The sequence below is a fragment of the Tropicibacter naphthalenivorans genome (assembly GCF_900176475.1).
GTDB lineage: Bacteria > Pseudomonadota > Alphaproteobacteria > Rhodobacterales > Rhodobacteraceae > Tropicibacter > Tropicibacter naphthalenivorans.
In genome coordinates, this window is record NZ_FWXX01000003.1 from 80,948 (window position 1) to 96,007 (window position 15,060).

The 15,060-nt window shown below is 65.7% G+C and carries 13 protein-coding genes; 10 read left to right on the plus strand and 3 right to left on the minus strand.

What is annotated here, in order from left to right; genetic code table 11:
- The first annotated feature begins 22 nt into the window (after positions 1-22).
- On the plus strand, positions 23-700 hold the full coding sequence (locus B9A11_RS08370) for an HTTM domain-containing protein (protein WP_058247949.1): 678 nt from the start codon (positions 23-25) through the stop codon (positions 698-700).
- Here the strand turns inward: B9A11_RS08370 and B9A11_RS08375 are convergent.
- On the minus strand, positions 654-1,847 hold the full coding sequence (locus B9A11_RS08375) for a glycosyltransferase family 4 protein (RefSeq protein WP_058247950.1): 1,194 nt from the start codon (positions 1,845-1,847) through the stop codon (positions 654-656). The genes B9A11_RS08370 and B9A11_RS08375 overlap by 47 nt on opposite strands.
- Positions 1,848-2,057: 210 nt before the next feature.
- Here B9A11_RS08375 and B9A11_RS08380 point away from each other — a divergent pair, with 210 nt between their 5' ends.
- Positions 2,058-3,455, plus strand: a complete 1,398-nt coding sequence (locus tag B9A11_RS08380) for a hypothetical protein (protein WP_058247951.1) — start codon at positions 2,058-2,060, stop codon at positions 3,453-3,455.
- A gap of 18 nt (positions 3,456-3,473) precedes the next feature.
- Positions 3,474-4,748: a glycosyltransferase family 4 protein gene (locus tag B9A11_RS08385; protein ID WP_058247952.1), complete on the plus strand. Its 1,275-nt coding sequence runs from the start codon at positions 3,474-3,476 to the stop codon at positions 4,746-4,748.
- Here the strand turns inward: B9A11_RS08385 and B9A11_RS08390 are convergent.
- Positions 4,745-5,236, minus strand: coding sequence for a serine O-acetyltransferase (locus tag B9A11_RS08390; RefSeq protein ID WP_143595838.1), 492 nt, complete (start codon positions 5,234-5,236; stop codon positions 4,745-4,747). The two genes, B9A11_RS08385 and B9A11_RS08390, sit on opposite strands and share 4 nt — an antisense overlap.
- 216 nt (positions 5,237-5,452) lie before the next feature.
- Between B9A11_RS08390 and B9A11_RS08395 the strand changes: the two genes are divergently transcribed.
- From B9A11_RS08395 to B9A11_RS08405, 3 genes are read left to right on the plus strand one after another with little or no spacing between them, the layout of a single operon-like run.
- Positions 5,453-7,495, plus strand: a complete 2,043-nt coding sequence (locus B9A11_RS08395; protein ID WP_058247953.1) for an acyltransferase family protein — start codon at positions 5,453-5,455, stop codon at positions 7,493-7,495.
- Positions 7,492-9,045 (plus strand): GMC oxidoreductase, encoded by a 1,554-nt coding sequence (locus tag B9A11_RS08400; protein ID WP_058247954.1) that lies wholly within the window; start codon positions 7,492-7,494, stop codon positions 9,043-9,045. The genes B9A11_RS08395 and B9A11_RS08400 overlap by 4 nt, the downstream gene beginning before the upstream one ends.
- On the plus strand, positions 9,042-9,794 hold the full coding sequence (locus B9A11_RS08405; RefSeq protein WP_058247955.1) for an SDR family oxidoreductase: 753 nt from the start codon (positions 9,042-9,044) through the stop codon (positions 9,792-9,794). The genes B9A11_RS08400 and B9A11_RS08405 overlap by 4 nt, the downstream gene beginning before the upstream one ends.
- On the opposite strand, the gene B9A11_RS08410 is transcribed toward B9A11_RS08405, so the two are convergent.
- Positions 9,791-10,546, minus strand: coding sequence for a WecB/TagA/CpsF family glycosyltransferase (locus B9A11_RS08410; protein WP_058247956.1), 756 nt, complete (start codon positions 10,544-10,546; stop codon positions 9,791-9,793). The genes B9A11_RS08405 and B9A11_RS08410 overlap by 4 nt on opposite strands.
- Before the next feature lie 244 nt (positions 10,547-10,790).
- On the opposite strand from B9A11_RS08410, the gene B9A11_RS08415 reads away from it, so the two are divergent.
- From B9A11_RS08415 to B9A11_RS08430, 4 genes are read left to right on the plus strand one after another with little or no spacing between them, the layout of a single operon-like run.
- On the plus strand, positions 10,791-11,915 hold the full coding sequence (locus B9A11_RS08415) for a Gfo/Idh/MocA family protein (protein WP_058247957.1): 1,125 nt from the start codon (positions 10,791-10,793) through the stop codon (positions 11,913-11,915).
- Positions 11,912-12,889 carry an NAD-dependent epimerase/dehydratase family protein gene (locus tag B9A11_RS08420; RefSeq protein WP_234988773.1) on the plus strand — a complete coding sequence of 326 codons (978 nt, stop codon included), beginning with the start codon at positions 11,912-11,914 and terminating at the stop codon, positions 12,887-12,889. The genes B9A11_RS08415 and B9A11_RS08420 overlap by 4 nt, the downstream gene beginning before the upstream one ends.
- Positions 12,886-14,100, plus strand: a complete 1,215-nt coding sequence (locus B9A11_RS08425; protein ID WP_058247959.1) for a glycosyltransferase family 4 protein — start codon at positions 12,886-12,888, stop codon at positions 14,098-14,100. The genes B9A11_RS08420 and B9A11_RS08425 overlap by 4 nt, the downstream gene beginning before the upstream one ends.
- Positions 14,097-15,053 (plus strand): glycosyltransferase family 2 protein, encoded by a 957-nt coding sequence (locus B9A11_RS08430; protein ID WP_058247960.1) that lies wholly within the window; start codon positions 14,097-14,099, stop codon positions 15,051-15,053. The genes B9A11_RS08425 and B9A11_RS08430 overlap by 4 nt, the downstream gene beginning before the upstream one ends.
- Positions 15,054-15,060: the final 7 nt, after the last annotated feature.

Genomic DNA, 15,060 nt, shown 5'->3' on the forward strand with positions numbered 1-15,060 from the left:
CCCCTGTGGCATGGATTGCGGCATGAGCTTTGATCTTGCCCTTCGCGCGACCGAAGTGCTGCTGGCCCTGGCCATCTTGCAGCACAGCGCCGAGCATCTGGTCGCCCCCATGGCCGAGCGCCGCCTGTTCATCCCGCGCATGGCGCTGGCGGTGCTGGTGCTGGCGGGGGTGGGCGCATGGGCCGTCTGGGCCTTGTGGCTTTGGGGCTTGGTGATTCTGCGGCGCTTTGACGGGCCGTACAACGGCGGGTCCGACAAGATGACGCTGCTGGTGCTGACCTGCGTCGCGCTGGTCTATCTCGCGCCGACGCCGCGCTGGCAGGAAATGGCACTGGCCTATCTGGCGGTGCAACTGACGCTGTCCTATTTCGTGTCCGGCTGGATCAAGGTCATCAACCCCACCTGGCGCAGCGGCGAGGCACTGTGCGACGTGTTCCGCTATTCCGCCTACCCGGTCAGCCGCAACTTGCGCGGGTTCGCGAACTGGCCGGGGCTGCTGTTCGTGGCGTCTTGGGCCGTCATGGGGCTGGAACTGGTCTTTCCCCTGACCTTGCTGCACCCGAATGCGCTGATCGTGGGCTTGGCGCTGTGTGCGCTTTTCCACATCTCGAACGCCTGCTTTTTTGGGCTAAACCGGTTTGTCTGGGCGTGGATCAGCGCGTTTCCGTCGCTGATCTGGTTTCAGGACCGGATTTTGTAGCGACCTGCGCGCGCAGGATCTGCGCCACGCGCCGCCCCCAAGCGTCCCAGTTCAGGCGCTGTTCGTATTCGGCGCGGGCACTGGCGCGCAAAGCCGCGTAGCCGTCGGGGTTGGCCAGTTGGCTTTCAATCACTTGGGCGAAATCCTCTGTCGTCGCGCCCACCGGCAAGGCAAAGCCGTTCACCCCATCGCGCACCGGCACCCCGCCGACCCGCAGGCAAAGCGACGGCAACCCATGCGCCGAGGCTTCGCAAAAGGCAAAGCCATAGCTTTCAAAGGACGGCTGGATCAGGAAATGCGCCTCTGCCAGCGCGGCGTTGAACTGCGCCAGATCGCCGGGGATCGCCTTGTTCAGCTGGGGATGCACCGTGACGAAGTCGTTGACGTGGAACTCTGGCGGCACGCAGCCGATCACCGTCAGGCGCGCGTCCACCCCGCGGGCGCGCAGCGCCATCATCGTCTCGAACGCGGTCGGGCCGCCCTTGGCCCACCAGTCGCGGCCAATCACCAACAGGCGCAGGGGCTTGTCCCGCGAAATCGCTAAAGGCGCGGGGGGCGGCACCGTGTCGATATTCGCGCCCCACGGCACCACGTGGCCTTGGCGCACCCCGTACCGCTTTTGAGTCGCCTGATGTAGCCAGTCCGACGGCCACAGCAGCACGTCCATCTGGCGCAAAACCTCGGCCTCCCGTCGCTCGACCCAGCCATCCAAGGCCTTGCCCAGCGCAAATTGCCTTGCAAAGCGCTGGCCGATCTCGGACTCGCGGTAAACGGTCTGCACCGCGTCCGAGCAAAAGGCCGAGACCATGCCCTTTGGCACCTTTACCCCCGCCATGGAATGCAGCGAATAGGCGCCAAAGACCACGTCAAAGCCGCCCTGCGCCAACCTCGCCTCGACCTGCCGCGCGATCACGGCGCGCAAGGCGTAATGCGCCCGCCACCGAAGCCGCAAATTCGCACTGTCAGGAAGCGACAGGATCAGGCGGCGCACAGGCTCTGCCAAGCCCCATGTCTGCGGCAAAATCTCCACCTCGCCCGCGTGGGTGCGCAGGGCGTCATACATCCGGGCATTGCCGCCCGAGTAAAGATTTCGATCCAGCGGAGACATATCGCACAGATACGCAATCCGCAGCCTGCGACTGCTCATGAGACCCCTTAAAACACCATTTCATCGGCGGGTATCCACCGACTTTGCGGCAAGATTACGACAATTCGCCCGAAATCCGCGCTAAACCGCAACAAACCGCCGCGCGTGGCATCTTGGTTTCCAATTCCTTTCTTTTGGCCCATTGCTGACGCGACTTTGCCCCGGCGCTTTGCTAGTTTGCCGCCAGTGTCGCGGTGAGTTTACAGGAATATGCCCAACCCGATTGCCTATCTTGCCTTGGCCCTTTGGCCCTTGGTTGTCGCGGTGCTGTTCGGGCGGATGCGGCCCGATCGGGCTTTGGTCTATGCGTTGATGCTGGGCTATCTGTTTCTGCCAGAGCCGCCGGCGGTCTTTGACCCGCCGCTCATGCCCCCGCTCAACAAGTACAACATGCCGGCCTTTGCGGCCTTTGTCATCTCGCTCTGGCGGTTTGGCGATCAGGGGTCTTGGCTGCCGCAATCGGGCGTGGGAAAAGCGCTGCTGTTCACCTTTGTCCTGTCCCCGGTGATGACCGTGCTGACCAACGAAGAGCCGGTGTTCTTTGGCCAGGTGGGCCTGCCCGGCCTGCGGGCCAAGGACGCGGTGGCGCTGGTCCTGCAACAGTTCCTGATGATCCTGCCGTTCCTGCTGGCGCGTAAACATCTGGCGACGGGCGGTTCCCTACGTGAGCTGGCCAAGGCCTTGATGGTCGGAGGCCTCGTCTATTCCGTCCTGATGCTGATCGAAATCCGCCTCTCGCCGCAGTTGAACCTCTGGGTTTACGGCTATTACCAGCACTATTTCGCGCAAAGCATCCGCTTTGGCGGCTATCGCCCGGTGGTGTTCCTGTATCACGGGCTGTGGGTGGCGTTCTTTACCATGACGGCGGTGGTCGCGGCCTTTGGCCTGTGGCGGTCCGAAAGCGGCCATGACCGGGCCAAGCTGCTGATGGCGGCGCTGTACCTGTTCGTGATCCTCGTGCTGGCGAAATCGCTGGGCTCGTTGATTTTTGCGCTGGTCGCGGTGCCTGCCGTGGTGCTGCTGCCGCTGCGCGGGCAGCTGCGGGTGGCGCTGGTGATCGGCGTTCTGGCCTTGGGTTATCCGCTGGCCAAGGGCGCGCATATCGTCCCCGAGGGCTACCTGATCGCGCAGGCCGCCGCCATTGATCAGGACCGCGCGGGCAGTATCGAGTTCCGGTTTGACAACGAAAACACCCTGCTGGAGCGCGCCTATCTCAAGCCAGTCTTTGGCTGGGGCAGTTGGGGGCGCAACCACATCCTTGACCCCATCTCTGGCCAGATCCTGACCGTGACCGACGGGCGCTGGATCGTGACCCTTGGCACTTATGGCTGGGTCGGGTTCCTGTCAGAGTTCGGCCTGCTGCTGTTGCCGCTGGTTCTGATCTCGCGCGAGGTCATGGCCCGCAAGGGCGAGAATGTCTCGCTGCTGGTGGGGCCTTTGGCGATCCTGCTGGCGATCAACGTCAGTGATATGATCCCCAACGGCACAATGACCCCGATCACCTGGCTTTTGGTCGGCGCGCTGACGGGCTATGCCGAAACCCTGCGGGCAGAGCGACTCAAGGTCGTACAACTCAACACCGGGCTGCGCTGGCGCTCGGTCATGTAATTGGTGAGGCTTATCCAGATGAAACCCAAGGTTCTGCTGCTCGCGGATGAGTGTAACCCCGAATGGCCCTCGCTGCCCATCGTCGGCTACAAATACGCCCAAGAGATTGCCCGGCTGTGCGACGTCACGCTGGCGACCCATGTGCGCAACCGCGAGAACATCGAAAAGCAGGCGCACGGGTTGGACATCCGCTATATCGACACCGAGTGGCTGGCGGGGCCGATGTTCCGCCTCGCCCGCTGGCTGCGCGGCGGTGAAGAGGTGGCTTGGTCGACCTCGATGATCATGAATTACCTGCCTTATCTGGCGTTCGAACACGGGGTGTATCGCGCGCTGCGAGGGGAATTTGCGCAGTTCGACATCGTTCACCGGATCACGCCCATGTCCCCGACCTTGCCGTCTTGGATTGCGCATAAGTGCCGCCAGCCCTTTGTCATTGGGCCGTTGAACGGCAACCTCGACTGGCCCGCCGCCTTTGCCGCCGAGCAGGCGCGCGAAAAGGAAAAGCTGCGCAAGCTGCGGGATTTGTACAAATATCTGCCCTACGCGCGGTCGACCTATGACGATGCGGAGGCGGTGCTGTCGGCGTTCTCGCACACGCGCGCCGACCTGACCCGCGTGCCCGATGCGCGGATCGTGTCGATGCCCGAGATCGGCTTTGACCCGGCGATCTTCCACGCGCAGGGCGCTTTGCCCGCGGGCCAGCGCGGCGGCGAAAAGGTGCAGTTCCTCTACGCCGGGCGGCTCGTGCCGTACAAGCTGCCAGAGCTGCCATTGCGCGCTTTTGCGGCCTCTGACGTGCTGCGCCAGCACCACCTGCATGTGGTCGGCGACGGGCCGGAACTGGCGCGGATGCAAGAGGTGATCGCCAGCGAAGGCTTGCAAGAGTGCGTCACCTTGCATGGCCGCAAGACCCAAGCCGAGGTCGCCCAGATGATGCGCCAGACCGACGCCTTTGTCTTTCCTTCGATCCGGGAACTGGGGGCCGGTGTGGTGATCGAGGCCATGGCCTGCGGGCAATACGCGCTGGTCGCCAACTACGGCGCGCCGGGGGACTTGGCCGCAGAGGGGCGCGGCGCGCGGGTGGACATGGCGACGTTTGACGTGATGACCGCAGGCTTCGTGCGCGAGATGGAAGGCTGCGTCGCAAACCGCGCAGGGATGGCCCAGACGGCAGCCAAGGGCCAATCCTACGCCGAGGCCAATTACCCTTGGTCGGTCAAAGGCGCGAAAACCCTGGACGTCTACAAGGCGCTTCTGAACAAAGCCCCCCTGCCCGACTGCGGCTACTAAGCCTGCGCGATCACCCGCGCGGGCACTCCTGCCACGGTCGCCCCGGCGGGCACGTCACGCGTCACCACGGCGTTGGCTCCGATCACCGCGTGATCCCCCACGGTCAAAGGCCCGATCAGCTTGGCCCCCGCGCCCACGTCCACGTGACCGCCCAAGACCACCGGCCCCGCCAAGGTCACCTGATGAAAGATCATGCAGTTCGGACCGATCCGCGCCTGCGGATGAATGATGATCCCCGTCGGATGGGTCAGCCGCAGCCCCCCGCCAATCTCCGTCGTCAGGTGCAATTCCGACTGGCACATGAGCGACCAGAACCAATGGTTCAGCACCCAGTATTTCGACACCACCCGGCCCAAAGCCCCGCGCCCGCGCCACGCTTGATAGCGACGCACCGCCCGGATCATCTTTTTCCCCGGCTCCCAAAAGCGCTCGATCCGCTCGCGCGTCCAGTCGGGCTTGGTCGCCGAAATGCCTGTGCCGTGATCCACCGCGCGCCTCTTCGTTCGGATTTGCCATAAATTGGCCAAGAAATGCGGTATCCTTGACCCTATGGCAACACTTGCACGCTTGCCTGCCGCGCGAAAGACTATGCGCGCTTGACCAACACCCCGGTGCGCCTCATTGACCTTGCGTCAAGGGGCCATTTGCCGTGAGCCCGGAGAAACCGGAAGGACCGCGATGACAACGCCCCAAGGACAGCCCGCATGAGCGCCGCGCCCCATGCCCCCCTGCCCTATCGGCGTGACATCGACGGGCTGCGCGCCATCGCCGTGCTGTCGGTGGTGCTGTACCACTTTGGCTTTCCGCTGCGGGGCGGGTTTGTCGGCGTCGACATCTTTTTCGTCATCTCGGGGTTCCTGATCGGCGGCATCCTGTGGCGCGAGTATGATGCGACCGGGACCATCTGGCTCAAACACTTCTACATCCGCCGGTTCAAGCGCCTCGCCCCGGCGTTCTTTACCATGGTGGCGGTGACGGCGGCGGTCGGCTGGCTGATCCTGCTGCCATTTGAATACCGCGAGTTCGGCAAATCCGTCATCGCCGCGACGGTGTACCTGTCGAACGTGCTGTTCTTTCGCGAGGCGGGGTATTTCGACAGCGCCTCCGAGGAAAAGCCGCTGCTGCACACGTGGTCGCTGGCCGTCGAAGAGCAGTTTTACGTCTTTCTGCCGCTGTTCATCCTGCTTCTGGCACGCTGGCGCTGGGGGCTGGTGGGGGCGTTGGTGGCGGTCTGGGCGGGATCGCTCGCGGCCTGCATCTGGCTGACGCCGATCTCGCCCACGTCGACGTTCTACCTGTTCCCCTTCCGCGCGTGGGAAATGCTGTCCGGCGTCTTGCTGGCCATCTGGGGGGTCTACGCGAACAGCCAATGGCGCGGGCATTCGGTGCTGAGCTACCTTGGGTTGGCGCTGATCGCCATCTCGCTGGCGTTCATCCCGGCGGGGCCGCTTTTCCCCGGCGTCTTGGCAGTCTTCCCGGTGCTCGGGACGGTGCTGCTGCTGTCCTCGGGCGCGGGCGACAACTACGTCAACCGGCTGCTGACCCACCGCGCGGCGGTGTTTTTCGGCCTGATTTCCTATTCCCTGTACCTGTGGCACTGGCCGGTGGTGACCCTGTCCAGCTACCTGCGCGGCGGCTATGCCAACTTTGGCGAAGCGCTGATCTGGATGGCCCTGTCCATCGGCCTTGGCTGGCTGTCGTGGCGCGTGGTGGAAACCCCGGTGCGCCACGCCCGCCGCCTGCCCGGTGGCGCTGTCCTGGCCGGAACCGCCGTGCTGTCGCTGGGCGCTTTGGCGGTGGGGGCGGTGCTGTTCAAAGGGGACGGCTTGCCATCGCGGTTCGGGCCTGAGACGCGCGTGCATGTGGACGCCTCGGGCGACTTCCTGCAGGATTTCAGCCGCTGCTACATCGCCGATACGCTGCCCTTGGACGGGCTAGAGGTCTGCCCCATCGGGCCGGACGGCCCGCCGCGCGTGCTGGTCTGGGGCGACAGCCACGTGCGCGCCTTCAAAGAGGGGCTGGATCTGGCCGCGCATGAGGCGAACACGCCCGGCATCATCCTGTGGCGTGCGGGCTGCCCGCCGCTGTTCGACATCCGCAAGGTCGAAAGCGCCGCCACCCCAGCCCAGGACACCGCTTGCACACAGGCCAACCTGCAAATCAAGCAAGCGCTGCCAAGGCTGGATACGCTGGACACCGTCCTGTTGATCGGCCGCTGGGCCTATTACGCCAATGGCAAGGGCGTGGGCCGCGACGTGCACAACACCATCGCCCTGCATCCCACCACCGGCCCCACCAAGAGCAACGCCAAGCCGTCGCGGCTGATGGCGGATGCCGCCGTCACAACCGTGGTGGAACTGCGCAACTGGGTGGATAACGTGGTGGTCCTGCGCCAGCCGCCCGAGCTGCCCGAGTACGACAGCCGAAGCGCCGCGCGCGAGGCCGCCTTTGCCGGCTGGCCCTTGGCCCCCGCACCAACCGTGCAAGACAGCGTCGCGCAGGATTCGCTGATCATGCGGTCGATCGTCGGCGACGCGCCGTGGCGCATCTGGGCAGACCGCGGCGCGATCACCTTTATCGACACATGGCCCAAGTTCTGCGCGGACGGCACCTGCCACGCCATCGTGGACGGGGTCGGGCAGTATTTCGACAACAACCACCTGACCAACGCGGCGTCGCTCCGGGTGCGCGACCTGTTCGCGCCGGTCTTTGGCGGCACGGCGATCCGCACGGGCACCAGCGAATGAGCCTGTTCGACACCCATTGGGACGCCATCGTCATCGGCACCGGGATGGGTGGCGGCACCATTGGGCGCGCCTTGGCCGAGGCGGGGCAAAAGGTGCTGTTCGTGGAACAAGGCCCAAGCGGCTACCGCGCCGAGGAAAACGGCCTGTCCGAGACCTTTGTCCCCGAGGCGCGCGTCGCCCGTGGCCTGTGGCCGACGCCCTTGCACGTAACCTTGGACGGGGTCGAAACCGCGTTCTATGCCGCCTTGGGCGCGGGGGTCGGCGGGTCGTCGGTGTTCTATGCCGCGACGCTGGAACGCCCCGAACGGCACGATCTGGACGAGCTACCGGACCGTGCGCACCCCACCGGCGGCTGGCCCGTGGGATTTGATCAGATGGCCCCTTGGTACGCTGCCGCCGCCCAAACCTATCGCGTCTACGGAACCCCCGATCCGCTGGGGCCAGAGCCGATCCCGCTGCGCGATCCGCCGCCTTTGTCCGACGTGGAAAGCGCCCTGATGCGCAGCCTCACCGCCGCCGGGCTGCACCCCTACCACGCGCATACGGGTATCGAACGCCTGCCGGATTGCGCCAACTGCCTTGGTCGCAAGTGTCCGCGCGCCTGCAAGATGGATGGCCGCTCGGCGGGAGTTGAACCCGCGCTGGCCGCCGGGGCGGCGCTGCTGGACAACGCGCAGGTTACGCGGCTTGCCAGCAACGGGGACAGCATCGCTCATGTCGAGGTCCGCCACGACGGCCAGACCCGCCGCCTAACCGCCACGCGCTATATCCTCGCCGGGGGCGCCTTGGGCTCGCCGCGTCTGCTGCTGGCCTCGGCGAATGAGAACTGGCCAAACGGGCTGGCCAATCGCAGCGGCCTTGTGGGGCGCAACCTGATGTTCCACGTGAACGAAATGTTCGCCCTCTGGCCGCCGCGCGGCACCAAGGGGCTAGCTGCGACCAAGGCGATTTCCCTGCGCGATTTCTATCACGCGGGCGGGCAGCGGCTGGGCACCGTGCAGGCCATGGGCATCCGCGCCAGCTATGGCGAGATCGTGCATTACATGAACCTGATGCTGGCGCGGTCGCGCTTTGGCCGCGTCAAAGGCCTGTCGCAGCTGACCCGCATCCCGGCAGCGCTGGCGCATCGGCTGTTCGGTTCGGCGCAGATTTTCGTCGGCCTGATGGAAGATATGCCCTACCCCGAGAACCGCGTCACCTATGACCCCGCGCAGCCGGACCGCCTGTCCGTGGACTACACGATCCACGACGAGCTGCGCGACCGTCGCGCGGCGTTCCGACGGGCCATCCGCAAGGGCTTTCGCGGGCATCGGCGGGTGTTCCTTGGGCTCTCGCCAGAGCTGAACTATGGCCACCCCTGCGGGACGTTGCGCTTTGGCAGCGATCCGCGCGCCAGCGTGCTGCGCCCCGATTGCCGGGCGCATGACGTCGATAACCTGTGGGTGGCGGATGCTTCCTTTATGCCCACGTCCATGGGCGTGAACCCCAGCCTGACCATCGCTGCCAACGCCCTGCGCGTGGCCGACAGCATCGTGAAAGGGGCGTCATGAGCGTGGTAAAGCCTCAGGACGGCGTGGCCGTGGTAACCGGCGCGGGATCGGGCCTTGGGCGGGCCTTGGCGGTGGAACTTTGCGCGCGCGGCTTTACCGTCGTCGGTTTGGGTCGGCGGGCAGAGGCTTTGACCGAAACCGCAGGGCTTTGCGGCGAGCGGTTCCAAGCGCGCACGGTCGATGTGGCCGACGCGCAGGCGGTGGCCGAGGCGTTCGCCCCGCTCCAAATCGCCCTGCTGATCAACAACGCCGCTGTCTACCCGCGCCGGGATTTCCTGACCGAAACCCCTGAAACCTTTGCCGAAACCGTGGCAGTCAACCTCGGCGGGGTGGTCAACTGCACCCACGCCGCCCTGCGCGACATGGCGCAAAGGGGCCAAGGCCGCATCCTCAACGTGGCGACCTTCGCCGACCATGACCCGCTGCCTGCCTCCAGCGCTTATTCGGTGTCCAAGGGGGCCGCGCGCATCCTGACGCGGGCGGTGATTGCCGATGTGGCGGACCGATTTCCGGGGATCGTGATCTCGGACTGGATGCCGGGAATGTTGCAGACGTCCATGGGCATTCCGGGTGGCGTCCCGCCCGAGGTGTCGGCGAAATGGGGTGTGGCCTTGGCGCTGCAACGCGACCCAAGCTTGACCGGAACGACATTCGAAATGGACCGGGAAATCCTCCCGCCGAGGGGTCTCAAGGGCCGGATCAAGGACACGCTGCTGATGCGCAAACGCAGCCCTCGGACGCTCGCCTAGGACCGCAGCCGCAAAAGCCCCGCGCGCAGCATCTGCCCCGGCAGAATCGCGATACATTTCAGGTACCTAGGCCCCAGCCGCCGCGGGCTGGACAGCGCCCGCCACAGCCATTCCATCGCGTATTTCCGAGCCCATTCCGGCGCGCGCTTTTGCGTCCCGGCAAAGAAATCCAGCCCAGCGCCAATGGACACGAACCCCACGCTCGGCGCGATCTGACGCCCCAAGGCGGCAAAGATTTCCTGACGCGGCGCGCCCATGGCGACAAAGCACATCCGCGCGCCGGACGCCTGCACATCTCGCAGGATGTCTTCGGCGGCCTTGCCCCCCGCGTCGAACCCCATGGGCGGCGAGATGCAGCAGGCCACGCGCAGGTCGCGCACTTCGGTTTCCAAGTAATCGGTGGCGGCGGTCAGCACCTCTTCGGTGGAGCCAACCAAAGCCACGGGCACGCCCTGCGCCGCCGCGATCCGCGCCAAGGGCAAAATCGCCTCGGAGCCGGGGATCAGTTCCACCGGACGCCCCGCAAGGCGCGACATCCACACGATCGGATTGCCATCGGCGACGACGAAATCCTGCGCCAGATAGGCGTCCAGAAACGCGTCATCCGTCCGCAATTTCACCAAGTGATCAAGGTTCACCGTCGCCAGAGCAAAGCCCTTGCGCTGCGCCAACCGCTCACGCACCCGCGCTTCTAGCGTGGCCCAGGTCGGCACGTTGACCTTGAGGATTTGATCCTTGATCCGAAACTGCATCCCATTCCCCTTTGCGCCTGACATACCCTGCCTACGCCGCAAAGTACGTGCTCTTTTCGCAACATTCCCTGCAAAAAACGTGGCGGTGATGCCGCGCTGCCGCATAATCGCGAGGCAAGGGGGCGGATGCCGAATTCTGGCCATGTTTCTTTGGTTAAAACGTGGACGTTGAAAGGTGGGGACTGTGACAGGTGACGGTTTGTAAACAAACCAGATGCGCCGCATCGCGCCAGAAAGGTGACGGATGAGCGGACAGGTTGTGCTTTTGGGCTGCGGATTCGTGGCCGATCTTTACATGCGCTCGTGCCGGGCGATGGACGGGATCGAGGTCGCCGGGGTCTTTGACATCGACGCGGCGCGGCTGGCGCAGTTCTGCGACTTCTGGAATGTCCCGGCGAAGGCGTCATTTGAGGCGCTGCTTGCCGACGCGCCGGACGCCTTGGTGTTGAACCTCACGAACCCGTCGGCGCATTTTGAAACGACGCGCGCCTGCCTGCTGGCCGGTCGCCACGTCTATTCGGAAAAGCCCCTCGCGACCACCGTGGACGACGCCAAAGCCCTGCACGCGCTGGCCGCTGAGCAAGGCGTGATGCTGGCCTCGGCGCCCTGTTCCGCCTTGGGCGAGGCGGCGCAGACCCTCGGCCACGCCCTGCGCACCGACGTGGCGGGCACCCCGCGCGCCATCTATGCCGAGCTGGACGACGGCTTTGTCCCGCAGGCCGCCTACCACAAGTGGATCAGCGAATCCGGCCAGCCTTGGCCCTTCGAAGACGAATTCCGCGTCGGTTGTACGCTGGAGCACGCCGGGTACTACCTGACGTGGCTGATGTCTTGGTTCGGCTCGGTCCGCACCGTGGTCGCCGCCAGCGCCGAGACCATTCCGGGTAAGGAAGGCACCGGCCCCTTTGCCCCCGATCTGTCCGTCGCGGTGCTGTTCTTTGAGAACGGGCCAGTGACGCGGCTGACCTGTTCCATCACCGCGCCGCACGACCACCAGATCCGCATCATCGGTGACAAGGGCGTGCTGTCCTGCAACGCCGCTTGGGACAACGCCGCCAAGGTGCGCTTTGCCAAGCGGATGACGATCCGCCGTCGCCTGATGGAATCGCCTCTGAAGCGCCGGATCAAGCTGCCGCAGCCCACCCACCCCAAGGTCGAGCGTTGGGGCGCGGCGGCGATGAACTTTATGCTCGGTCCCGCCGAGCTGCTCGACGCGCTGGCCCAAGGCCGCCCGCCGCGCATGTCCAACGACATGGCGCTGCATCTGACCGAGGTAACCTTGGCGATCCAGAACGCGGGTGAGCACGGCGGCGCACAGGCCATGACCACCCGCTGCGAGGCGATGGACCCGATGGAGTGGGCGCGATGACTGTAGCAATCACCGGCGCAAATGGCTTTGTCGGCGCGGCTTGCGTGGCCGAGGCGCGGGCGCAAGGGCTGGCTGTGCTGGCCGTCTATCGCCGTACGCCCCTCCCCGAGTGGGCCGATGACCCCGGCGTGACGCCGATGCAGCTGGACCTTGGCGCACCCGGTGCCGCCGCCCAGTTGATGCAAACCCTGCCCGAGCATAGCGCGCTGATCCACGCCGCCGCCCACTTGGGCGACGACCCAAAGGCGCTGCGCCGCGACACCGTTGACGCCACCCGCCAGCTGATCGCAGCGCGCGGGCAGCGCGATATCCGGCTGGTGCTGGTCTCCTCGATCTCGGTCTATGACACGGACCGCGTGCAACCCCACGAGACGATCCGCGAGAGCAGCCCTTTATTGCCCGTCACCGACCTCGGCGCCGCCCGCGATCCCTATGCCGGGGCGAAACGCGCACAGGAACACCTGCTGCACGACGCCGACACCGAAGACGCGTGGATCCTGCGCCCCGGCGCGATCTGGGGGCCGACCCGCAGCTGGCACGCGTTGCAGGGGTTCTGGGCGTCCAAGCTGTTTGTGACCATCGGCTCGGACGGCGAGTTGCCCCTGACCCACGTCGACCACATGGCCCGCGCTGCCGTCGCCGCCGCGCGCACCCCCACGGCGGGGGTTTCGGTGGTGAACGTGCTGGACGACGACCGCCCCACCCGCGCGCGGTTCCTGCGGGCGCATCGGCGCTGCTACGGCTGGCCGAGGCTGAACGTAACGGTGCCCTATGGCGCTTGGTTGGCTCTGGCACGGCTGCTGCGGCCCGTGGCAGGCAAGCTGCCGGGGCTGTTCCGCGAACCCGTCTTGCGCGCGCGGATGATGCCTTTGCGCTGGTCCAATGACCGCCAGCGCGGGGCCTTTGGGCTGGAGGATATCGACACGTTCGAGGGGATGATGGCGCGAACCCGCGATGGGGAGGCGTCTCAGTGAAACTGGCCTATCTCACCGGCGAATACCCCCGCGCCTCTGACACCTTTATCCAACGCGAAGTCGCCGCCCTGCGCGATCTGGGCCACGACGTCTTGACCTGTTCGATCCGCACCACCGGGGCCGAGCATCTCGTCGGCCCGGAACAGCGCGAGGAACACGCCCGCACTTTCAAGGTGCTAGACGCCTGCAAAAGACCCCTGCGGCTGGCCTGCGCGCACCTGCGCTGGATGGCGCGGCCGGGGCGTTACCTCAAGGCGCTCAAACTCGCGTGGGACACCGCGCCCAAGGGTCTCAAAGGGCGCCTCTACAACCTGATCTACTTCGCCGAGGCCGGGGTCTTGGCCGATGAGTTGACCCGCCAAGGCGTTCAGCACCTGCACAACCACATCGCCAAGGCGTCCTGCACCGTGGCCATGCTGGCCTCTGAGCTGTCGGGCATCCCCTATAGCTTCACGATCCACGGCCCGGATATTTTCTTTGAACCGCACCACTGGCGGATCGACGCCAAGGCCGCCCGCGCCAGTTTTGTCGCCTGTATCAGCGACTTTTGCCGCTCGCAGCTGATGTGTTTCGCGGACCAGAGCCACTGGGATCGCTTCCATATCGTCCATTGCGGCGTCGATCCCGATCGCTACACCGCCTCCGCACACGAGGGCCAAGAGCTGCTGTTTGTCGGTCGCCTCGCGGCGGTCAAAGGCGTCCCGGTGCTGCTGGAGGCTTTGAAAGACCTGCCCACAGGCTGGCACCTGACGGTGATCGGCGACGGCCCAGACCGCGCCGCGCTGGAAACACAAGCCAAAGGGCTCAACGTCGATTTCCTTGGCTACCGGTCGCAGGCCGAGGTGGCTGAAGCCTTGGCGCAAACGGATGTCTTTGTCCTGCCCAGCTTCGCCGAAGGCGTCCCCGTCGTCCTGATGGAGGCGATGGCCAGCGGCGTCCCGGTCGTCACCACGCAGATCGCCGGCGTGCCAGAGCTGGTGCGCCCCGAGGCGGGTCGTTTGGTGCCTCCGGGCGACGTGGATGCCCTGCGCGCCGCCATCCATGGCACCCTGTCCGACGAGGGGCGGCGTGAGACGGGGGCAAAGGGCGCTGAAATCGTCCGCACCGAGTACAACATCACGCGAGAGGCCGCTTGGCTGTCTACGCTGTTCGAAGGCTATGCCAAAGGCACCCCGCCCAAGGGAAAGCGACCCAAGGAAACCCAAACATGACCGTCGACGTCGTCCTCATCGGCCGCAACGAAGGGACGCGCCTGATTACCGCCCTCGACGCCGTGCAAGGCCAAGCGCGGCAGGTGGTCTATGTCGACTCCGGCTCCACCGACGACAGCATCGCGCAGGCGCAGGCGCGCGGGGCCAAGGTGGTGAACCTCGATATGTCGGTGCCCTTCACCGCCGCCCGCGCGCGCAACGCGGGCTTTGACGCGCTCGACGCCCCCGAGATCGTGCAATTCATCGACGGCGACTGCGCGCTGGTGCCGGGCTGGCTGGAGACGGGCCAAGCCTTCCTGAACGCCAACCCCGACGTCGGCATGGTCACCGGCTGGCGCAGCGAAATCCGCCCCGAGGACAGCCTGTACAATCGTCTGTGCGACTGGGAATGGCACCGGCCCGCCGGTGATATCCTTGCCTGCGGGGGTGACATGATGGTGCGGGCGTCCCTCTGGCGCGACGTCGGCGGCATGAACCCCACCGTCATCGCCGCCGAAGACGACGAGGTCTGCTGCCGCTTTCGCAAGGCGGGCTGGCGGCTGCACCGTCTGCCGCAGGCGATGACCCGCCACGACGCCGCCATGCTGACCTTTGGCCAATGGTGGGCGCGGGCCGAACGCACGGGCCACGGCTTTGCGCAGGTCCACCACCTGCACCCCGACTACTTCCGAACCGAGGTCAAACGCGTGCTGGTCTACGGCCTGATCCTGCCGCTTGTGGCGCTGGCTTTTGCCTTGACCGTGCCGCTGCTGATCCTGCCCATTCTGGCGCTCTACGCGCTTAGCCTGTTCAAAGGTCAAAAGGCCCTGCTGCGCGATGGCATCCCGCCCTGTGACGCCCGCAAGATGGCACTCCTGCTGACCCTGTCGAAATTCCCCAACATGATCGGTCTGGCGCGGTTCCACCTGCGCCGCCTGACCGGGCGCGAGATGCGCATCATCGAGTATAAGTGAGGCTCCC

Bases quoted from the DNA above. Each gene is read 5' to 3' on its own strand.
- B9A11_RS08370 (WP_058247949.1), top strand. From the start codon at position 23: ATGAGCTTTGATCTTGCCCTTCGCGCGACCGAAGTGCTGCTGGCCCTG.
- B9A11_RS08375 (WP_058247950.1), bottom strand. From the start codon at position 1,847: ATGAGCAGTCGCAGGCTGCGGATTGCGTATCTGTGCGATATGTCTCCG.
- B9A11_RS08380 (WP_058247951.1), top strand. From the start codon at position 2,058: ATGCCCAACCCGATTGCCTATCTTGCCTTGGCCCTTTGGCCCTTGGTT.
- B9A11_RS08385 (WP_058247952.1), top strand. From the start codon at position 3,474: ATGAAACCCAAGGTTCTGCTGCTCGCGGATGAGTGTAACCCCGAATGG.
- B9A11_RS08395 (WP_058247953.1), top strand. From the start codon at position 5,453: ATGAGCGCCGCGCCCCATGCCCCCCTGCCCTATCGGCGTGACATCGAC.
- B9A11_RS08400 (WP_058247954.1), top strand. From the start codon at position 7,492: ATGAGCCTGTTCGACACCCATTGGGACGCCATCGTCATCGGCACCGGG.
- B9A11_RS08405 (WP_058247955.1), top strand. From the start codon at position 9,042: ATGAGCGTGGTAAAGCCTCAGGACGGCGTGGCCGTGGTAACCGGCGCG.
- B9A11_RS08410 (WP_058247956.1), bottom strand. From the start codon at position 10,546: ATGCAGTTTCGGATCAAGGATCAAATCCTCAAGGTCAACGTGCCGACC.
- B9A11_RS08415 (WP_058247957.1), top strand. From the start codon at position 10,791: ATGAGCGGACAGGTTGTGCTTTTGGGCTGCGGATTCGTGGCCGATCTT.
- B9A11_RS08420 (WP_234988773.1), top strand. From the start codon at position 11,912: ATGACTGTAGCAATCACCGGCGCAAATGGCTTTGTCGGCGCGGCTTGC.
- B9A11_RS08430 (WP_058247960.1), top strand. From the start codon at position 14,097: ATGACCGTCGACGTCGTCCTCATCGGCCGCAACGAAGGGACGCGCCTG.